At 43.0% G+C, this 19,093-nt stretch carries 21 protein-coding genes; 7 read left to right on the top strand and 14 right to left on the bottom strand.

What is annotated here, in order from left to right; all coding sequences use genetic code 11:
* Positions 1 to 49: 49 nt before the first annotated feature.
* Together H4K34_RS14790 and H4K34_RS14785 are read right to left on the bottom strand one after the other, a co-directional pair.
* On the bottom strand, positions 50 to 802 hold the full coding sequence (locus H4K34_RS14790; protein ID WP_210758165.1) for a hypothetical protein: 753 nt from the start codon (positions 800 to 802) through the stop codon (positions 50 to 52).
* A gap of 59 nt (positions 803 to 861) precedes the next feature.
* Positions 862 to 1,947, bottom strand: a complete 1,086-nt coding sequence (locus H4K34_RS14785; protein ID WP_210758164.1) for an ATP-grasp domain-containing protein — start codon at positions 1,945 to 1,947, stop codon at positions 862 to 864.
* Between the two features lie 157 nt (positions 1,948 to 2,104).
* On the opposite strand from H4K34_RS14785, the gene H4K34_RS14780 reads away from it, so the two are divergent.
* Positions 2,105 to 2,578, top strand: coding sequence for a 23S rRNA (pseudouridine(1915)-N(3))-methyltransferase RlmH (locus H4K34_RS14780; RefSeq protein ID WP_210758163.1), 474 nt, complete (start codon positions 2,105 to 2,107; stop codon positions 2,576 to 2,578).
* Here H4K34_RS14780 and H4K34_RS14775 read toward each other — a convergent pair whose 3' ends face one another.
* The 6 genes from H4K34_RS14775 to H4K34_RS14750 all read right to left on the bottom strand — a co-directional run bounded on the left by H4K34_RS14775 (position 2,579) and on the right by H4K34_RS14750 (position 5,698).
* Entirely contained in the window at positions 2,579 to 3,565 is a 987-nt protein-coding gene (locus tag H4K34_RS14775; RefSeq protein ID WP_210758162.1) for a bestrophin family protein, read from the bottom strand.
* Positions 3,566 to 3,574: 9 nt separating this feature from the next.
* Complete coding sequence (locus H4K34_RS14770; protein WP_210758161.1) at positions 3,575 to 3,844, bottom strand: hypothetical protein; 270 nt, start codon at positions 3,842 to 3,844, stop codon at positions 3,575 to 3,577.
* A 90-nt stretch (positions 3,845 to 3,934) separates the two neighbouring features.
* Positions 3,935 to 4,081 (bottom strand): hypothetical protein, encoded by a 147-nt coding sequence (locus H4K34_RS14765; RefSeq protein WP_210758160.1) that lies wholly within the window; start codon positions 4,079 to 4,081, stop codon positions 3,935 to 3,937.
* Between the two features lie 9 nt (positions 4,082 to 4,090).
* Positions 4,091 to 4,735 (bottom strand): SanA/YdcF family protein, encoded by a 645-nt coding sequence (locus H4K34_RS14760; protein WP_210758159.1) that lies wholly within the window; start codon positions 4,733 to 4,735, stop codon positions 4,091 to 4,093.
* The gene (locus tag H4K34_RS14755; protein WP_210758158.1) at positions 4,719 to 5,219 is read right to left on the bottom strand and encodes a GNAT family N-acetyltransferase; all 501 of its coding nucleotides are present in this window, start codon (positions 5,217 to 5,219) and stop codon (positions 4,719 to 4,721) included. Before H4K34_RS14755 ends, H4K34_RS14760 begins: the two co-directional genes overlap by 17 nt.
* Positions 5,216 to 5,698 (bottom strand): SRPBCC family protein, encoded by a 483-nt coding sequence (locus H4K34_RS14750; protein ID WP_210758157.1) that lies wholly within the window; start codon positions 5,696 to 5,698, stop codon positions 5,216 to 5,218. The genes H4K34_RS14755 and H4K34_RS14750 overlap by 4 nt, the downstream gene beginning before the upstream one ends.
* A 94-nt stretch (positions 5,699 to 5,792) precedes the next feature.
* On the opposite strand from H4K34_RS14750, the gene H4K34_RS14745 reads away from it, so the two are divergent.
* On the top strand, positions 5,793 to 6,308 hold the full coding sequence (locus H4K34_RS14745) for a nucleoside deaminase (protein ID WP_210758156.1): 516 nt from the start codon (positions 5,793 to 5,795) through the stop codon (positions 6,306 to 6,308).
* On the opposite strand, the gene H4K34_RS14740 is transcribed toward H4K34_RS14745, so the two are convergent.
* The 3 genes from H4K34_RS14740 to H4K34_RS14730 form a co-directional block, all read right to left on the bottom strand.
* Positions 6,305 to 6,514 carry a helix-turn-helix domain-containing protein gene (locus tag H4K34_RS14740; protein WP_210758155.1) on the bottom strand — a complete coding sequence of 70 codons (210 nt, stop codon included), beginning with the start codon at positions 6,512 to 6,514 and terminating at the stop codon, positions 6,305 to 6,307. The genes H4K34_RS14745 and H4K34_RS14740 overlap by 4 nt on opposite strands.
* On the bottom strand, positions 6,511 to 7,047 hold the full coding sequence (locus tag H4K34_RS14735) for a DUF2975 domain-containing protein (protein ID WP_210758154.1): 537 nt from the start codon (positions 7,045 to 7,047) through the stop codon (positions 6,511 to 6,513). Before H4K34_RS14735 ends, H4K34_RS14740 begins: the two co-directional genes overlap by 4 nt.
* A 129-nt stretch (positions 7,048 to 7,176) precedes the next feature.
* Entirely contained in the window at positions 7,177 to 7,620 is a 444-nt protein-coding gene (locus H4K34_RS14730; protein ID WP_210758153.1) for a DUF1573 domain-containing protein, read from the bottom strand.
* 156 nt (positions 7,621 to 7,776) lie between these two features.
* On the opposite strand from H4K34_RS14730, the gene H4K34_RS14725 reads away from it, so the two are divergent.
* A complete protein-coding gene (locus H4K34_RS14725; RefSeq protein ID WP_210758152.1) occupies positions 7,777 to 10,407 on the top strand; it encodes a valine--tRNA ligase in 2,631 nt (876 codons plus the stop codon).
* A 49-nt stretch (positions 10,408 to 10,456) separates the two neighbouring features.
* Here H4K34_RS14725 and H4K34_RS14720 read toward each other — a convergent pair whose 3' ends face one another.
* From H4K34_RS14720 to H4K34_RS14710, 3 genes are all read right to left on the bottom strand, one after another.
* The gene (locus H4K34_RS14720; RefSeq protein WP_210758151.1) at positions 10,457 to 12,871 is read right to left on the bottom strand and encodes a T9SS type A sorting domain-containing protein; all 2,415 of its coding nucleotides are present in this window, start codon (positions 12,869 to 12,871) and stop codon (positions 10,457 to 10,459) included.
* Positions 12,872 to 12,949: 78 nt separating this feature from the next.
* Positions 12,950 to 13,213: a hypothetical protein gene (locus H4K34_RS14715; protein WP_210758150.1), complete on the bottom strand. Its 264-nt coding sequence runs from the start codon at positions 13,211 to 13,213 to the stop codon at positions 12,950 to 12,952.
* Positions 13,214 to 13,231: 18 nt separating this feature from the next.
* Positions 13,232 to 14,686, bottom strand: coding sequence for a trypsin-like peptidase domain-containing protein (locus tag H4K34_RS14710; RefSeq protein ID WP_210758149.1), 1,455 nt, complete (start codon positions 14,684 to 14,686; stop codon positions 13,232 to 13,234).
* Positions 14,687 to 14,799: 113 nt separating this feature from the next.
* Here H4K34_RS14710 and dapF point away from each other — a divergent pair, with 113 nt between their 5' ends.
* Genes dapF through mltG form a run of 4 tightly spaced genes read left to right on the top strand, consistent with a single transcriptional unit; the run spans position 14,800 to position 19,089 of the window.
* A complete protein-coding gene (gene dapF, locus H4K34_RS14705) occupies positions 14,800 to 15,564 on the top strand; it encodes a diaminopimelate epimerase (protein ID WP_210760594.1) in 765 nt (254 codons plus the stop codon).
* Positions 15,561 to 16,088, top strand: coding sequence for a GNAT family N-acetyltransferase (locus H4K34_RS14700; RefSeq protein WP_210758148.1), 528 nt, complete (start codon positions 15,561 to 15,563; stop codon positions 16,086 to 16,088). Before dapF ends, H4K34_RS14700 begins: the two co-directional genes overlap by 4 nt.
* Positions 16,085 to 18,064, top strand: a complete 1,980-nt coding sequence (locus H4K34_RS14695; RefSeq protein WP_210758147.1) for a cytochrome c3 family protein — start codon at positions 16,085 to 16,087, stop codon at positions 18,062 to 18,064. Before H4K34_RS14700 ends, H4K34_RS14695 begins: the two co-directional genes overlap by 4 nt.
* Complete coding sequence (gene mltG / locus H4K34_RS14690) at positions 18,061 to 19,089, top strand: endolytic transglycosylase MltG (protein WP_210758146.1); 1,029 nt, start codon at positions 18,061 to 18,063, stop codon at positions 19,087 to 19,089. The genes H4K34_RS14695 and mltG overlap by 4 nt, the downstream gene beginning before the upstream one ends.
* Positions 19,090 to 19,093 lie beyond the last annotated feature (4 nt).

Here is a 19,093-nt window from a genome sequence, read left to right as displayed (position 1 = left end):
AATGCGCTTAAAGCCAAAAAAAATCCCGACGAATCGGGATTTTGGTTTTCTAGAAATTGATTTCTATGGAACCTGTATTGGGGTAATTAGCGCGGTACACAACCTGGATCAATTTACTTTGATCACTGGGATCTACGAAGAGTTCTATTCTCGGATAAGGCTCATCTGGCCAGGGATTCATATCTACGAAAATGGCATCTAAAACCGAAAGGCGATCGGTAACCAAGGCATAGTCTGAAGGACTAAATGCAATTCCATCATCAAAGTCAATGCTACCATCGGCACTAATGCTAAAGGTGCCTCGACTGTGGGTTCCACCATTCACACTATTAACGGTATAGGTACCGGCTAAAGCGCTGATCAAATTCAAATTGGCAGGTCCATCAGGGATTGGGGTCCACTGATTCAAGAAATTGTCTTGCAAGTCAAAAACATTCACCTCATTGAGGCTATCATCCGCGGTAAGCGAAAGCGCATATTTATAACCGCCATTGGCATCTTCCCAAATGTATTCATTGCCCACTAAGGTGGAGCTAGACACGGAAACCTCATTGCCATCATTGGCAGCAGGATTAAAGTCGATCCCCAAACTGCCGGTAGAACCGAAGCTAAACAAGGCTTCTTCTCCTTCTTGATGAGGCGCGCCATTGCTCGCAAAGGAACATTGCAGATTTACCGAAGTTCCGCTAATCGGTCCTGGCAAAGTGGTACCCGGCTCCTGATTCTTATCATCGGAATCATCCGAGCATGCCGTCGTTGCCAGCAAGCCGAATGAGAATAATAAGTACTTAAAGTATCGCATGATTTGGATTTTGTCCAAATATGCCCAGCTAAGCCGCGGAAGTCAATACGACAAATGCCCTATTTAAATTTCTGATACCAGAACTTCATAATTCTGGCCATGGGATCATTGAGGTAAGGCCAATATTTTAATTGCTTGAGCTCTGGCCATTTGAAGCCTAGGAATTGCTTCACAAAGCTTTGTAAGGATAGTTGACTCCCCTCCTTTCTTTGGTAGGAAGGAGCAATTTCATCTACCGTTAATTTGAGCATCAATAATGGAAAGTTCACCCCAGCTTTGGTCATGGAGGCCATCATAGATCCCCAAAAGCGTGCATTAATTTCCAGAAGATAAATTTTGCCCGCCGGATTGCGACGTATATCGATACAGGCCACGCCTTGATAATTCAGAGCCTTAAGCATGGGGCGCATAGTTTCTACCACTGCCGGATCATCCTTAAAGATTAAATCATCATTCTTATTGTAATTGCCCAATTGCTTGGGAGGTGATTCTTGATAGGAATAATGCAGAATATCGCCATCCTTGCAAATCACATTAAAGTTGATATCGTTTCCCTCTACATATTCCTGCAAGTAAAAGCCTTCTTTGTCTACTTCATTTTTAAGTAGATAACTTTCCAAATCCGCCTTAGTGTGCATGGTAACGATACCACTACCAAAGGCGCCTTGGGCAGGCTTCAATAAGGCTGGGAAAGGAAAAGTCTCTAAGCGATTTTCAAAATTAGGGGCATCCAAATCCAGGGTAGCCGACATTAAGGGAAGCTCCTGTTTCAGTAAAAACTGATTGAGGGCTTTCGTATTGGTTGCGATCTTAAAATGCTCAGGATCGGTAAGCGGCATTACCTTACAAAGCTTCTCCAAGGTTTCGCGATTGCGACTCACCTCCAGCGATTCTTTTTCGCCAATGGGCATCAAAACATCAATATCCCATTTACGCAGGCACTCCGGGATCACCCTTTCTAATTCGGAATAATCCTTATAGAAATGCACATCCTTTAAGTAGCGAGACCAACCCGCTGAACTCTTGGCTTTATGCGTTAAAAGATAATAACGGTAACCTGGTTCCTTGCGCAGACAATAGAGGAAGCTCAGGATTAAATGCTCATCATAAGCGATAAGCAATACATTTCGTTGGCTGGAATTCATGCTTTTTTCTAGTCAGCACTAAATAAATCAATATTCAGGAATAAGGCATTTTCTCTAAATGAAGATTTGAGCAGCTTTTTAAACAATAGTCATATCTGGCATTCACCACTTGCCAAGCCTCCCGATCCACGACATTTCCTAATTTGCAGGCCCAATTATGAAAGTACTGCTCCTCCTGCACGGTAAAACCACCCAATCGGCCACCGCCGAATTGGAACAAGAATACTATCAAAGGCTGCAACGTTATTGGCCATTTGAATCCAAAGTGCTGCCTGATTTACGCAACAGCAACAAATTGAGCACACAGGAAGTATCGCAGCAGGAAGGTCAAAAGCTATTGGCCGAATTGCAAGCTGGCGATTGGCTGGTATTATTGGATGAAAAAGGGAAATCGCTCAGCTCCCGGAAATTTGCCAATCAAATTCAGCAGTGGTTTAATCAGAGTCCGCGCCGCTTGATCTTCGTTATTGGTGGTCCTTATGGCTTTTCGCCGGATGTTTATGCCCGCGCTAATTATAAGCTGAGCCTCTCGGCCATGACCTTCTCTCATCAAATTGTGCGTGCCCTCTTTGCCGAGCAATTATACCGAGCGGCTACGATATTAAAGGGCGAACCCTATCATCACGATTAATTACATCAAGAAACCATTCTCCGAGGGAATATGCTTAGGAATACTTTCTAAATCCAGCATTTCCTTAAGATCGATTTCAATTCCACGGGCAATGGAAGTAATGGGCACATCATTATAAGTACCCTCAAAAGGGTTTTCTGAATAATCACCAATCTTTTCCATCAGGAAGAAAATCCAGATTACTAAACCGGAAATCAAAGGACTTAAATAATGAAGCCAAGCATCATGGGCACGGAATACATCCATCATCCCGAAAGGGACAAAAACCGCAAAAACCATGGTAAGCCATAAAGCAGTAGAAGCATACTGACGTGGAAATGGGAAGTTCTTAATTCGCTCTGATTTCCCCTGATCTTCATAAAAGGAAACCATTAATTGATGGAGCTCCATATGGCGGAAATCCTCGATATAGTCTTGATCCTTTAATTCTTGAAGTCGCTCAGCCTGCAAGCGCATTACCTGCGTAGCCACATTGGATTTAGTTTGCAGATAGGCCAGTTCATCCCCACTTAAGAATTCTGAAAGCTCCGAGAAAAGCTTGGCATTATAATCCTCACAAATGGTGGGGCTAAAGCGATTATTAAGGCGCTCATCGGTATGCTCCCATTCGCGACTTAAGCGCAATTGATGACGGAGAGCCGTGAGCCAGGCCAAATGCCGAAAGACCATTTCCTTTTTAATTTCCTTCGCATTATCCCCCTGCACAAAGGCAGTAATGGCAGCAGCAAAACTGCGACTGTTATTAACGATGCTACCCCATATTTTACGAGCTTCCCAGGTGCGATCGTAAGAGCTATTATTCTTAAAACCCAGGTAAAATGCTACCGCAATACCAATTACGGATACCGGCTGCCAGGGAAAGGCCATATTAATCTCAAAAATCTCCGCTAATCCCAGAATCACCACAGCGTAAACTGCTCCTAAAATAAAGGGCATTTTAGACCAACCGAAAGTGATCCAAAAACCATAATGCCTTTTTATATACATATCCTGTTTCTAATTTTTAGGATGATAAACTCCGTAAAAAAGGCTTTGGAGGGCCTGCCCTTTTTCATCTATTAATTGCCAATGCTGTATCAACGTGCTATCCGCCTGGGGTATCCAATGAATCTGATGTTGAAGCATTTTACCTGTTTTAGCCTTAAATGTAGGAGATCGTAAAACCATCGCTCCTTTTTCCAAACCTCCGCTAAGATCGAGGATCGTTCCATCGCCACCTACCCAGAGCTGATGCCAGCAAGAATCGGTGCTGGAATAATAATTCATACTATGACCGCTAACACCACTTTGCCCTTGCCAATGCTCTTGAATAAGGCAGTCTCCTTTAGCCAGAACTATTGAACTAATGCCTAATAGCTAGCCGCTGGTATCTTTTACTTCCCATTCTCCAATCCAGAAATCGAATTGACGAAAAGCTGGTTCGCAGCAAGCACAAGGATTATTTTGCGCCTTTAAACTAACACCTTGAACAAAGATTAAGAAAAGGAAGAATGTAAACTTCATAAGCGCTTATTAAGGTATGCTTACCGGTTCCCCTAAGAACTTGGGATCCACCCCAACTACTAAATCCAGCCACAGCTTAATACGTGCAAAGTACTCCCGCACTTTAGTTTTAAAGCCACTATAAACTTCTACATCCACCGCATTATAGCCATAGGCTTCAATGCCTTTAAAGTCGGCCAATATTAAGGCTCTTTCCACATGGAATTGCTGACTCACAATAAGAATATCATCCTGACCAAAAACTTCTTTAGCGCGCACTACCGAGTCGAGGGTACGGAAACCGGCATAGTCCAAAACAATGCGATTGGCTGGTACGCCTCTTTCAATAAGGGCTTCCTTCATAGCGCTGGGTTCATCATAGTCCTTTTTACTATTATCACCACTCACCAAAACATATTTGATTTTCCCGGCCTTCCACAACCGAGCCACCGCCTCTACCCTAAACTTAAAGTACAAATTGGTGGAGCCATTCTTCAAAAATTCTGAGGTTCCTAAAACTAAGGCCACCTTCTTTTCGGGTACATCATTAATCTCGAAGCTATTTTCTTTACTGGTCAACCAAGAGATCAAGCTGTAATTTAGGATTCCCATAAAAAGCCCCAGAATAAGCAAGTACACAATTTTTCTTCCCAGTCCGCTAAACAGTTTCTTCATTTAATATGGCCTTATAAATTCGTAATTGATCACCCTTTAAATACAAGCGGTCTTTTAAGTCGAAACCGCTTTTCTCCAACATCCGAATAGAAGCTTTATTTCCTTCTTCCACCAAAGCGTGAATTTCCTTACGTCCCCGCTCCAGCGCTAAATATTTGAGACGTTTCAAAATTTCGGTTCCGTAACCTTTACCCCAGGCAGAGCGAGCCAAGTGTACCCCAACATGCTCCAAATTCAGCGCTTCGAAATAATTAAAATTCGCGGTACCAATAAAGACCTCATCTGCAAAAACCGAAAAAAAATAGCCCTGCTCCCTTTGATTATTCTTCACCTTCCCCTCCAAAAAGATTTGGTATTCCTCGGTGGTTTTTTCTCGTAGCGGACGTATGTACTTATTAGAATCGGGTTCCGCATACATCGCTAAAACTGCGGGGAAGTCAATAGTGGAAAGCAAACGAAACTGGCAACGTTCACTCTTTATCATTCGTCATTATCGATATCTGCTTTTTCGCCTTCCCTTAATTTTTGCTCCAATTCGGCATAAGCCTTAAAGTCCTTTAAATACTGCATGCTCTGCTTTTTAAAGGCTCCCGGCATTAAAAAGGCCATCACCTTCATGCCCCAGCTATCAAAGCGGAAATAATGCTCGGTGCGATAAAGTGTCTTTTTAGGACCTTGCTCTATAAAAACATTGAGCACCTCATTATATACCCCTGAGGTCTCATAAGTAGTGGCGTAGCGATCCGGTAAATTGCGTTCAGTTACGGTTTCTACCATCTCCATTTTACGCTTGCCCATTTCAAATTTCAGGCGACTGCGCGATCCTTCCTGACCAGCTTCACCTTCTAAATTCTCTATACTCAGCAAGCCCTTCATCCATTTAGAATAATTTTCGGGCTTATCAAAAAGGGCTACCACCGTTTCTCGGGGCAAGTCAATTGTAATTTCAGACGAATATCGCATATGGGTGTTTCTTTGCTGTGAATTTAGCCAATTTAGGCTTTTGCTTTTTTTCGGCTTTCGCCGGATGCGATTTCAATACTGTATCTTCGCCCCCATGACAGATTCCGATAGCCGATACATTAAACGTTGTATAGAATTATCGTCCCAAAGCTTAGATAAAGGCGATGCTCCTTTTGGTTCTCTGGTGGTGATGTACGATGAGATTATTGCTGAATCTTCCAATTTTGCTGCCCGTCGTGTATCCGATCATGCGGAAGTAATTGCCTTGCATTTGGCGCATGAAAAAGTGGGGCATTCCAATTTAAAAGGCGCTACCCTCTATTCCAATTGCGAACCTTGCCCCATGTGTGCTTTTATGGCTCGTGAATATAAAGTGAGCCGAGTGGTATATGCACTCACCTCCCCCTTTATGGGTGGTCACAGCAAATGGAATATTATGGAGGATACCGAACTCCATCATTTCCCACCTTTCTTTAGTGAGGTGCCCGAAGTACATGGAGGCCTGCATGAAGAAGAAGCCAAAGCCGTTTTTATGCGCAGTGGACTGTGGATGTTTGGCAAAGGCTCTCGCTCCGAATTCGAAGCGAAAGTTAGAGGCGAAAAGGCCTAATCATCCTCCTTTTCAAAAATCAGTAAATCTCCGGGCTGGCAATCTAAGCTAGCGCAAATCGCTGCCAAGGTTTCAAAGCGAACCCCCTTGGCTTTGCCTGTTTTTAAGAGCGATAAATTGGTTACCGAAATTCCGACTTCCGCGGCGAGGTCCTTCAATTTCATTTTACGGCGCGCCAACATTACATCTAATTCAACCCGTATCATACAATCAATTTTTGTTCTTCTGCCAGGCGTTTCCCTTCTTCAAATACAATGGCCAAAACATAGGCTCCCAAGGCAAAGAAGAGAATTGAAAAATTGGCACCCACTTGTATTTCGGTATCGGCCGAGGCCATTCCATCAAAGAAATGAAAGAGATCCAGAAAAAAGATTCCCAAAATTAGGGATCCGATCTTCCGAAAACGAATGGGATTATCGCTGATAAAGGTCTCAAAGCTCACCACCGAATTCAGCACTTTGATTAATTGGGTCCAAACTAAAAACATCAATAGCAATTGAATAGAGATTTGAATCCAGTTGAAATAATACGAAGCCGCTGTTTGGGGAGGATATTCTCCTTCTTCCACAAAATCCATATCGCCACTTAGGCCATACCATTCCCATCGCACAAAATAGTATTCGGGATCAAGGCTATGGCGAATACCATCATACAGCATAAAAGCTAAAGCTATAACACAAAGACCGCGCATGAACTGGAGTACCCAACCGCTTAATCGTAAATAATCTTTTCTTTTCATGTTAAATGTTTTACCCAAAACTATAAAAAATTTAAATAAAACATAAATTTTATAAACCCTAAGGACAAAAAAAATCCCGAATCAGAACACTAAATTCTGACTCGGGATTTTTCGTGTAGCAGCTTAGGCTTATTTAGCCATCATCGTGCTTTTTTCCTTCTCAGGAGTAGTTTTCACCTCTTCGGGCTTCACTACTTTACCTTTAATACGCAAAACCTTAACCGGAGTTTTGGAATTGGAATTAACGGTTACTGATTTGTTAATAGGACCTACACGCTGAGTGTCGTACTTCACCTTAATAACCGCAGACTCACCTGGAGCGATAGGCTCTTTAGGCCAGCTTGGTACGGTACATCCGCAGGATCCACGAGCACTGGTAATGATTAAGGGTTCTTTACCATTGTTGGTAAACTTAAATTCACGCTCGCCATTAGCACCTTTTTCAACGGTTCCGTAATCTACAACCTCGGTTTCAAAATCGATGGTTGCAGCGTTAGGATTCTCAGGCTGTTCTTGGGCCATGGCCGTGAATCCAAAGAATGCTACAGCTAGGGTAGTGATTAGTTGTCTCATTGTACGTTCTTTAATTAGACCTTCAAATTTAGAGAATATTTCAGCTATACTCAAGGCCAATTAGTACGCGAAAATTATACCAAAGTCAAAGCTCTCTCCTCTGAGTGAAATATTACCTTTGCCAGCTTATCATAATTGCTTTCAAAACACAGCTTCATGAGCATTTCTCCCAAGTTTGAGCACCTTACCGCTGAGGACAAGTGGTATGCTTACTGGATGGATCACAAATTTTTCAAATCCGTTCCGGACCAAAGAGAATCCTATACTATCGTCATCCCGCCACCCAATGTGACTGGCGTCTTGCACATGGGGCACATGTTAAACAATACCCTTCAGGATGTTTTAATCCGTCGGGCACGTATGTTGGGCTATAATGCCTGCTGGGTTCCCGGTACGGATCATGCTTCTATCGCCACCGAAGCCAAAGTGGTGCAAAAGCTTAAGGATGATGGAATCGACAAATTTGAGATTGGTCGCGAGGAGTTTTTGAAACATGCCTGGGAATGGACTCATAAGCATGGTGGCATTATTCAACAGCAGCTTAAAAAATTAGGTTGTTCCTTCGATTGGGATCGCGAGGCCTTTACCATGGACGAAGTTCGCTCGGAATCGGTACTTAAGGTATTCATTCACCTTTATGAAAAGGGCTTGATTTACCGCGGTTACCGCATGGTAAACTGGGATCCGCAAGCCAAAACTACCTTATCTGACGAGGAGGTAATTTACAAGGAATTGAATGGTAAGCTCTACCACCTCTCCTATCCTATGGTGGATGGAGAAGGCAGTATTCAGGTTGCTACTACTCGTCCTGAAACCATTTTAGGTGACGTAGCCATTTGCGTAAATCCAAATGATGAACGCTACCAAAATTTGATTGGTAAAAAAGTATTAGTACCCATCGCCAATCGCGAAATCCCCATTATCGCTGATGATTATGTGGATATGGAATTCGGTACCGGTTGCTTAAAGATTACTCCGGCCCACGACATTAATGACTATACCATTGGTAAAAAGCATGACCTCGAAATCATCGATGTATTGGATGAAGAAGGCAAGCTTAATGCCCATGGCTTACATTATGAAGGTCAGGATCGCTTTGTGGTGCGCAAGGCCATCGCCAAAGAATTAGAAGAAAAAGGCTTTTTAGTAAAAGCCGAAGATTATAAAAACAAGGTAGGAACCAGCGAAAGAACCGGGGCGGTAATTGAGCCTCGATTATCAGACCAATGGTTCCTAAAAATGAAGGAATTAGCCCAGCCCGCCATTAAAGCCGTAATGGATGAGGAGGCTGAAATTCAGTTAATTCCTGAAAAGTTCAAGAATACCTACCGCCATTGGATGGAGAATGTGATCGATTGGAACATATCTCGTCAATTATGGTGGGGACATCAAATTCCGGTATGGTACTATAAAGGTGATCGCCAGAAAATTGTGGTGGCCTTAAATGAAGTCGAAGCGCTGGAAAAAGCGCGTCAACAGTTTGGTGATGCTTCCATCAGCACGGAGGACCTACAGCAGGAACCCGATGTATTGGATACCTGGTTCTCATCCTGGTTATGGCCGCTTTCGGTATTTAATGGTGTGCTTGATCCGGAGAATGAAGAAATTAACTATTACTACCCTACCCGCGATTTAATTACCGCTCCCGAAATTCTCTTTTTCTGGGTAGCACGTATGATTATCATCGGCTATGAATTACGCGACACCAAGCCTTTTAGCAATGTATACCTCACCGGTATTGTGCGCGATAAGCAAGGGCGTAAGATGTCTAAATCCCTAGGCAACTCTCCCGACCCTATTGGCTTGATGGAAAAATACAGCACCGATGGTGTTCGCGTAGGTATGTTGCTCACCTCACCCGCCGGTAACGATTTACCTTTTGATGAAGAGCTTTGTGAGCAAGGGCGTAATTTCTCCAATAAGATTTGGAATGCCCAGCGCTTGGTTCTCAATTGGGAAGTAGCTGATAAAGCCCCCTCCGCTTCGGATATTGCCGCTATGCGTTGGTTTGCCGAGAAGAAACTGGATACCCTGGAAAAACTCGAAGCCAGCTTTAATTCGTATCGAATTTCAGAAGCACTCATGACTACCTACAAGTGGGTATGGGATGATTTCTGCAATTGGTATTTAGAGTCCATCAAACCTGCTTACGGCGAAGCAATCTCCAAGGCAGTATACGATCAAACGATTAAATTCTTTGAAGAGGTTACTACCGTTCTTCATCCCTTTATGCCTTTCATTACTGAAGAGATATGGCAAAATCTTCGTCCTCGTAAAGAAGGAGAATCGGTAAGCTTAGGCGAATGGCCTAAAATGCAAAAAGTGGATAGCGCTTATTTAGCGGATTTCGATCAGATGCTGGCCGTAGTAAATGGCGTTCGGAATTTGCGTGCCTCTAAGAGTATGTCACCCAAGGAAAGTCTGGAAATTTTCCTTCCGGCTGAAGAAGCCCTTTCTAGCGAATTACGTGAGCTTGCTTCTAAGTTGGCCAATATTTCAAAAATTGAAATGAAGGCGGAAGAAGCAGGCCCCGGCTTTAGCTTCCTCGCGGGTAAATACGAATTCTTTGTACCTGCCGGTGAGCAAGCCGATTTAGGTGCCGAGAAAGAGCGTATTGAAAAGGAGCTAGACTACCTCAAAGGCTTTTTAAAATCCGTAGAGAAAAAGCTTTCGAACGAGCGCTTCGTAAATAATGCTCCAGAGGCAGTGGTAGCCAATGAAAAAGCCAAGCAGGAAGATGCCCAAAGCAAAATCAAAGCTTTGGAAGAAAGTTTGGCAAGATTGTAATTAGATCGAATTAAAAAAAAGGGCCTGAGAAATCAGGCCCTTTTTTTATTTAATCAAGCTTAACAATTTTTTGAGTACTCCCATTTAATAGCAAGGTGTAGATCCCGGATTTAAGAAAAGTTAAATCAAATTGATTTGGCCCCTCTTTGGCCACTCCTATCCAAAGGAGTTTACCACTAATATCTAACAACCTAACTTCATTTTCTAGACCATGGTTGTACAAGCTAATTTGATTGTCCGTCGGGTTTGGATGAACATTAAAACCTTTTGAAATTTTATGCTCATCTATATTGATACGAGGACCAACTTTAAAACCTATTGCATAAAATGAAGAGGTAAGGTATTCTAAACCGTCGTCTGATATATCCTTTCGAAGTTCAATAAAAAATGATCCCGATGTATCTCCAGGAAAATTTGGAGCAAAATCAAAACCAACAAATTTCGCAGAATTATTAAGAGGTTTGATTGTTAAGGAATACTTCTTCGATGTGCTTAAGAAGGAATTCAAGGCTGCACAGATTTTGGTTTTACCTGTAGATCTTATGGTATCCCTTCGAATTTCTTGACTTCTGTCACTCAGTATAAATTCAATTTCTTGCTGATCGATTGAGAAATTTGGAGTAGCATTTGTGTCAAGCCCAATTATATAAAGACTGTCAACCATTATATCACTTAATACTCTAAACTCTATTTTCCTGTGATCAGCAATATGCACCGTATCAGCGATGGTTTGTAGCGGATTTAAACTTTCCCAAGACTGATATATGAACAAAGTATCTCGATAGAATTCAGGGCAACTAGGAGGTAGCTTAAAATCAATGAAGGTATAGTATCCGGCTCCCATTTTCCAAATAGCATTGTCATTATCTCGATCCGAATAAATTGGCAGAATATCATTATAGAACCAAGCTTCTTGATTAGAACTAATTGGAACATTTGGACGTGGCCAAAAAAGTCCACTATTCATTAATTTAAAGTCTTCCCTAATCAGATTTATATAGATAGAGTCTTTCCGATTCCCATTGGTCTCATTTAAAAAGATCCATCCTGAACTGTCTGCAACAAAAGTGGCCTGCGTATTTGTATTCCTAAATAATTGAACTTTTTCGCTGGACCACAAAGCCAAGCTATTATAGTTACCGCTGGGCAATAATTCAATTGTATCAAATGGGCAAACAAAAAGCGTATCACCAAGGACGTCACCGACTTTATTGGTAATTTTAAGATAGTTACGAATTTTCAGATTGAATTCTATCGTACGTGTCAAGGGCCAAAGACAGGTAGTATCACTAAATGAAAACCGCAGATTTACATTACTTTGATTATCTACTAAATCCCAAGGGTAAAACCTTTGCGTATAAGTAACTCTATTAGAATCCGCTGTTAAAAATGCGCCTTGAGGGTTTAGCGATTGAAATACTCCGCTATCCCTTTGTCCATGACTGCCGAATAATCTTGCTCTAATCAATTCTCCCGACAATGATTGCGTTGCAAACAATTCCACATTAAATGTATCTTGGACTTCAAGCAATAGAGAATAATACTCTGTAGATTGAGATGCTTGATAAGCCGTATCATTAAATAGGGTAAGAACATCTGGCATATTCCTGCTAGAATCTGGAGTACCTAAGAGTAAGGCGCCGTTACTAAATTGACGTATAATTCTATTTCCCCCTTTATAATGATTATACCTAACACCATATAAATACCTACCGGCCTCTGTATTACTTCCCTGAATGTTAAAGTTTAAAAAACCCCGACTGTCCAAGAAATTGACTCCATTTAGTGTATCCTCAGAGGGATCGGGAAAAGGGGCAAATTGATTATATCCATTCTCCCATGTAATTCTCTGACTTTGAGTTAGAAAAGGTTGAGATAAATGATGCACTACAGAATCTATACTATTCTCTTTACTCAAAGGAGCAATGGGTATCTTTTGAGGTGCTCCCGTGGTTCTGTAATGAAATAAGCTTGGAGTTTTAGTGTTGATTGTACCAACTGTTGGCGCAACATAGCTTTGGCTAATTGGATTATATTCTTTAAACAAGGTGCAGCTTATCGTAAAATCCATATTCTGACCACTGTACGAAACATTAGAAAAAGTATCCGTGCAACAGGCGCTTATGGAGAAATTCCACCCAGAATTACCAGGTACACCAACCGTATTAACATCTAAAGAGTATTTATAGACCACCACTGAAAACCCGCATCCGTCGAAAAAAATGGTATCAGTATAACTACTATCCAATGCCATATTTCCACTACCAAGCGGACCGGCTAATTGAATATTTGATGGTGAATAACCAGGCTCGTAATAGATAGTTGCTACAAACTTGTATTGACTTGGATTAACAACATAATAGTCCAAGATACCACCTAAAATGTGCGACGCTTTAAGGTTGGAAAAAGCACTGAGCAAAAGTAAAATGATGAATAATCTACGAAGCATATAAAGTTTTTTCAAAGCTACTGCATTGCTTTTATTAGATCAAAAAAAGCGAAGCAGTGCAGGTCCTTTTTTCATTTGCTTTTAATACAATTTCTAAAAACCAAAAGCATAATACTTTTCGCATCCGTTTGGAAGTACGCCACAGATGATTACTGGTTTATCATGTGGAAGATCTTTTACAAGCGACTTGCTATCCTCTTCCTTCTTAATCGCTTTCTGATTAATCTGGCTAATGAGAAAGCCAAGCAGGATGATGCCCAAAGCAAAATCAAAGCTTTGGAAGAAAGCCTGGCAAGATTGTAAGAACTTCAATTTTACATCATAAAAAAAGCGGCCCCATCCAGGGCCGCTTTTCATTTGCTTTCATCACAATTACTAAAAACCAAAGGCATAATATTTTTCGCGTCCATTCGGAAGTACACCAAAGATGATTACTGGTTTATCACGTGGAAGTTCTTTGCCTACCACATTAATGTCCTCTACCTTCTTAATGGCTTTCTGATTAATCTGGGTAATGATAAAGCCGCGAGGAATATCCTGCTCGGCTAAGATGCCACTCTTCACATCCAAAATCTTAACACCATAAGGAATACGGTAAGCGCGTCGCTCATCTTCATTCACCTCGCGGAAGCTTCCTCCTAATAAGGTCAGGAACTGAAGATCTTCCTTCTTAAAACGTTGCGTAGTGCCATTTACATTGCGCAAGGTTACCTGATAGTCTTTTAAAACATCATCCCGTAAAACGGAAACTATCACCGCTTCTCCAGGGCGCTTGCTGCCAATAATCTCTTGCAACTCGGCTCCTTTGTTCACCTTACGATCATCAACCGCCACAATGATATCCCCTTCTGCCAAACCGGCTTCAGCAGCGGCACCATTTTCACTTAAACCGCCAATATAAACACCGGAGTTCACTTCAAGCTTTAAGTCGGTAGCCAGCCTTGGGGTCACATCCGAAATTTTAACCCCTAAATAAGCACGCTGTACAGTACCAAATTCTTTTAGGTCAGCCACTACCTTTTCTGCCAGATTACTAGGTACGGCAAAGGAGTAACCTTCAAAACTTCCGGTGCGAGTACTAATGGCTGAGTTGATTCCTACTAATTCACCGCGAGTATTTACCAGAGCACCACCACTATTTCCGGGGTTTACCGCCGCATCAGTCTGAATAAAAGACTCAATGGCTGCTTGCTCTGCAATAATACCAATGCTACGTGCTTTGGCCGAAACGATACCCGCGGTAACGGTTGAAGTTAGATTGAAAGGGTTACCCACGGCTAATACCCATTCTCCTACGCGGAGATTATCACTATTGCTAAAATTGAGATAAGGCAATCCACTCACCTCATCTTCTACCTTAATTAAGGCAATATCGGTGGTGGGGTCGGCACCAATTACTTTGGCGGGATATTCTTCTCCACTATTGAGGCTCACCAAAATTTCTTCAGCGCCCTCAATTACGTGGTTATTGGTTACGATATAACCATCCTCACTAATGATTACCCCGGAGCCGGTTCCTAATTGCAATTGACCCTGGCCCTGACCTTGAGGTACGCCAAAGAAAAAGTCTAAAGGAGATTGTGCTACCGGCACTCGAGCACGCACGGCTGTTTTTACGTGTACTACGCTATGAACACTCTTCTCGGCCGCCTCCACAAAATCTTCCGGCGCGGTTCCCGGCACGGCATAACTTACCGGACTATGTTGAACTTGAGCGGGGCTCTCAATAAAAGTTCGGGTGTTCTCCTTCTCAAAGAAGGCTTTATAGAGTCCCAAACTGATCATTCCCCCAAAGGCTGAAATCAAAATGAGCTTTGCAATATTCTTCATGTTATCCTATCTTTTTACTTTGCAACAAATTTTTTCCAATAACTGTTCCAAGTCAAGGCCTAGTATCCTTGAAACACAGCCTTTAACGACATTTTAACTTAGACGTGAATCCGATTACTTTTCACAAATACCAAGGTACCGGAAATGACTTTATTATGATCGATGGACGTCAGGAAATTCCGTCATGGTCTCAAACTGACATCGAGCAATTTTGTCATCGCCGATTTGGCATAGGTGCCGATGGCCTAATCATATTAGCCCCCGCCGAAGGTTTCGACTTCCGCATGATCTATTACAATAGCGACGGACGCGAAAGTACGATGTGCGGCAATGGTGGCCGCTGTATTGCACAATTTGCGCACGATTTAGGGATGGGAAACTCCTTTCGCTTCATTGCGATTGATGGTCCCCACCTGGCAGAAGTAGAAGCAAAACGCGTACGCCTGCAAATGATTGATGTGCCCACTATTGAAGCGCGGGGCACTGACTGGTTTACCGATACCGGCTCTCCGCATCATGTGGTTTTGCATCCCAATCCCGACGAATTGAACATTGTGACTGCCGCACGCGCCATTCGCAATTCAGAACCTTATAAGAAAGCCGGGGTTAACGTAAACTTCATGACTGGTGAAGGCCAGAATTGGGAAATGCGTACCTATGAGCGAGGCGTAGAAGATGAAACCTATAGTTGCGGCACTGGAGTTACCGCCGCTGCTTTGGTGGCCCATTACAGTGGCAAGGCACCCCTCTCTCCCATTCACATGCGTACCAAGGGAGGCAAGCTTAGTCTTTCTTTTGAGCACAGTCCCGAAAAGGGCTATTTCAACATCTGGTTAGAAGGACCAGCAGAGAAAGTATTCGAGGGCTTTGCCAAATGATAAAGCTGCAAAAAGAAGATATCAGCTTAAGGGCTTTGGAGCCCGAAGATCTAAGCCTGCTATTGGCTTGGGAGAACAATCCTGAGTTTTGGACCAGCTCCCAGCAAAGGGTTCCCTATAGCGAATACCTAATGAAGCAATACCTGCAAGAAGTAGGGAAAAGTCCCTATGAAGTGGGACAATTGCGAATGATGATTTGCTATAAAGACCAAAGCATTGGACTGGCTGATTTCTTTGATTTTGATATTGACCATCGCCGCGGAGCCTTGGGTATACTCATCGGTGCGGAGTCCAATCGAGGCCAAGGCCTGGCAGAGGCGGCCCTGAATCTTTTTATAGACTACCTCTTCACCGCCTTTGATTTGCAGCAATTACATGTAAGTATTGCCGATGGAAATGCGGCCAGCTTGCGACTTTTTGAAAAATGCGGCTTTGAAAAATGCGGCTTGCGTAAACAATGGTACCGCCAGGGTGATTCTTTTATAGACGAGCATTTACTGCAATTATTGAAAGGGTCTCGATGAAGAAGTTTTTGAGCTTAAGTGGAATTATAGCCTTGGTGATGCTTTTGGCTTATCAATGTGATCATCCCACAGCCAAAAAACTGAGCGCCGAAAAAGAAGAATCGCTGCAATGGCTCAATCACCATGATACGGTGTCTTATGTTGGCATCGAAACTTGTATGCAGTGTCATAGTGGAATACATCAGACCTTTATCCAAACCGGAATGGGGCAGTCCATTGGCAAGGCCGATACCCTAAAAAGCATTGCCAAGATTGATGGTCAGCAGAAGCTATACGACTCCTATCAAGATTTATACTATCAACCATTTTGGCGAGATAATACCTTAGTCCTGCGCGAGTTTAGGCTTGGCGCCGATGGCGATACGATCCACAATTTAGTACAGCCGATCGATTATGTTATTGGCAGCGGACAGCATACCAATTCACATCTCTGGCAGGAGAATGGCTATTATTTTCAAGCGCCTTTTACCTGGTATGCTCAAGAACAAAAGCTAGACTTCCCTCCTGGCTTTGAGGAGGGAAATAACAGTCGCTTTAACCGACAAATTGGCCTGGAATGTATGGCTTGCCACAATGCCATGCCCACCCAATTTGTAAAGGGTAGCACTCAAAAATTTAGCCGTATCCCGGAAGGAATTAATTGCGAACGCTGCCATGGTCCGGGAGGCGCGCATGTGGCGAAAATTATGCGGGGTGAAATTACCGACACCGCCAAAGAAGCCGATCGCAGTATTGTGAACCCCAAGCGCCTTAGTGCCCAAATGCAATTTGAAATTTGCCAGCGCTGTCACCTTCAAGGCAATGCAGTATTAAAGGAAGGCAAAAGCTTTTTCGACTTTAAACCAGGCATGGAGCTCAAAGAGGTAATGCAGGTCTTTTTACCACGCTATGAGGATTCCGACAATCGCTTTATTATGGCCTCACATGCGGATCGTTTTAAGCTTAGCGCTTGCTATCAGGCTCATCCGGAGACCTTCACCTGTACCTCTTGCCATAACCCTCATGTGTCGGTAAAGAATACGGAGATTGCGAGCTTTAATCAAACTTGTATTGAATGTCATTCGCCTGAGAAGGCCAGCAAACTGTGCTCTGCTCCCCTATCCGAAAGGGAGCTAGTACAAGATAATTGTGTGCAATGCCACATGCCTCCCTCTCAGGCCACCGACATTCCCCATGTTACGGTGCACGATCATTTTATCCGTAAGCCTCAGGAAAATGGAACTCAAGTTTCACCCGAAGCCAGTCGCTTTTTAGCCCTGCTCTCTATCAATGATCCTAAACCCTCAGCGCGCGATAAAGCCCTGGCTTATTTGCAGCAATTTGAACGCTTCGGCGCCAAGCCTGTTTATTTGGATAGTGCGGCCCGCTTCTTAAATGAGGTGCCTAAAACAGCATCGGAGCATTTGTACCTCTGGACCTATTACTTCTTTTTAAGTGGTGATCGCGAAAGCTTGTATCACTTCGGAGCGCAATATGGAATCGACCATCTATTGCGAGAACTCACCGAACTTGATTATGAAAATAAAGATGCTTGGACAGCCTACCGTTTGGCGGAAGCTTATCAGTTTAAAGGTGATAGGGAATCCGCTTTAAAACTATTTGAACGCTCGGTAGAACTGGCTCCCTTTATTGGTGACTTCAAAAATAAATGGGCAGCTTTATTAAATGCCGAAGGACAAAAAGCCAAGGCCGAAAGCTTATGGAAGGAAGTATTACAAGAGGAGCCTTACCATCGGGAATCCCTAAATAATATTGCTTTTTTGATGCTGGAACAAGTCCGTAATACCGAGGCAGCACAATACTTAAAGCTTTGCTTAGAACGCTATCCCGACTATCTTTTAGCTTGGCAAAATGAAGCTCGGCGTGCCATGCAAAGCGAAGATGCCCTAGCTTTGAAGCGCGCTTTGGAAGCTATAATTCGCTTGGACCCGCAGAATATCCAGGCTAAGGAACACTACAGGAAATTCTTTTCATGAAACGAGGTCTACTCATTCTTCTTGGCATCATTGTTTTAGTTGGAGGCTATTTGGGCTATCGAGCCCAACGCATTATTTGGGCTCCTAATGTGGTGAGCTTGGAGCAAAGTCATCATCTTTATATTGAGCCAGGCACTAGCTATGAAGAACTTTTACTTCAGCTAGACACTCTACTTATTCATCGCGAATACTTTGAACTGCTGGCCGAATGGAAGAAATTACCTCATAACATTAAGCCAGGTAAATATGCCATTAGCAGTGGCATGAGTAATAATAGTTTGGTGAATCGTCTTCGCGCAGGAATTCAAGAGCCCGTGCGCCTTACCCTTAATATGGCTTATACCCTGGAAGATTTGGCTGGTCAAGCCGGAGAAGCTCTGGAACCGGATTCGCTGGATTTCCTCAAATATTTGAAGAGCGAAGAGGTTTTGGAAGATTTTAAAATCAGCCGCAAGGAACTGCCGGGCTTCTTCTTATCTAACACCTATGAGTTTTACTGGATTACCAGTCCACATGATTTTGTTCAAAGGATGCTGCGCGAATCGGAGCGCTTTTGGCAGAGTCGTACTGCATTGCTCGAAAAAAGTGGCTTAAGCCGACATGAAGTTATTACCCTGGCCAGCATTGTGGAAAGCGAAACTGCTCGCCCCGATGAAATGCCCATGGTAGCCGGCTTATACCTCAACCGTTTGGAAAAAGGCATCAAATTACAATCGGATCCTACGGTGATTTATGCCATGAAAATAGAAGATCCGGATTTGATCGTGCAAAGAGTGTATACCAAGAACCTGGATATTGACTCTCCCTATAATACTTATTTGCATACAGGCTTACCTCCGGGGCCGATTCGCATTCCCGATCCTCGCAGTATTGATGCCGTTTTAAAAGCGCAGGATCATTCCTACATTTTTATGTGCGCAGATCCCGACCGACCTGGTTACCATTCCTTTGCTCAGAGCCTGCGTCAGCATAATATCAATAAGGCGAAATACCACCGTTGGGCTAACCGCAATGGAATTCGATAATTGA

The sequence above is a fragment of the Croceimicrobium hydrocarbonivorans genome (genome assembly GCF_014524565.1).
Classification (GTDB): domain Bacteria; phylum Bacteroidota; class Bacteroidia; order Flavobacteriales; family Schleiferiaceae; genus Croceimicrobium; species Croceimicrobium hydrocarbonivorans.
This window is presented reverse-complemented; position numbering and strand designations above follow the sequence as displayed.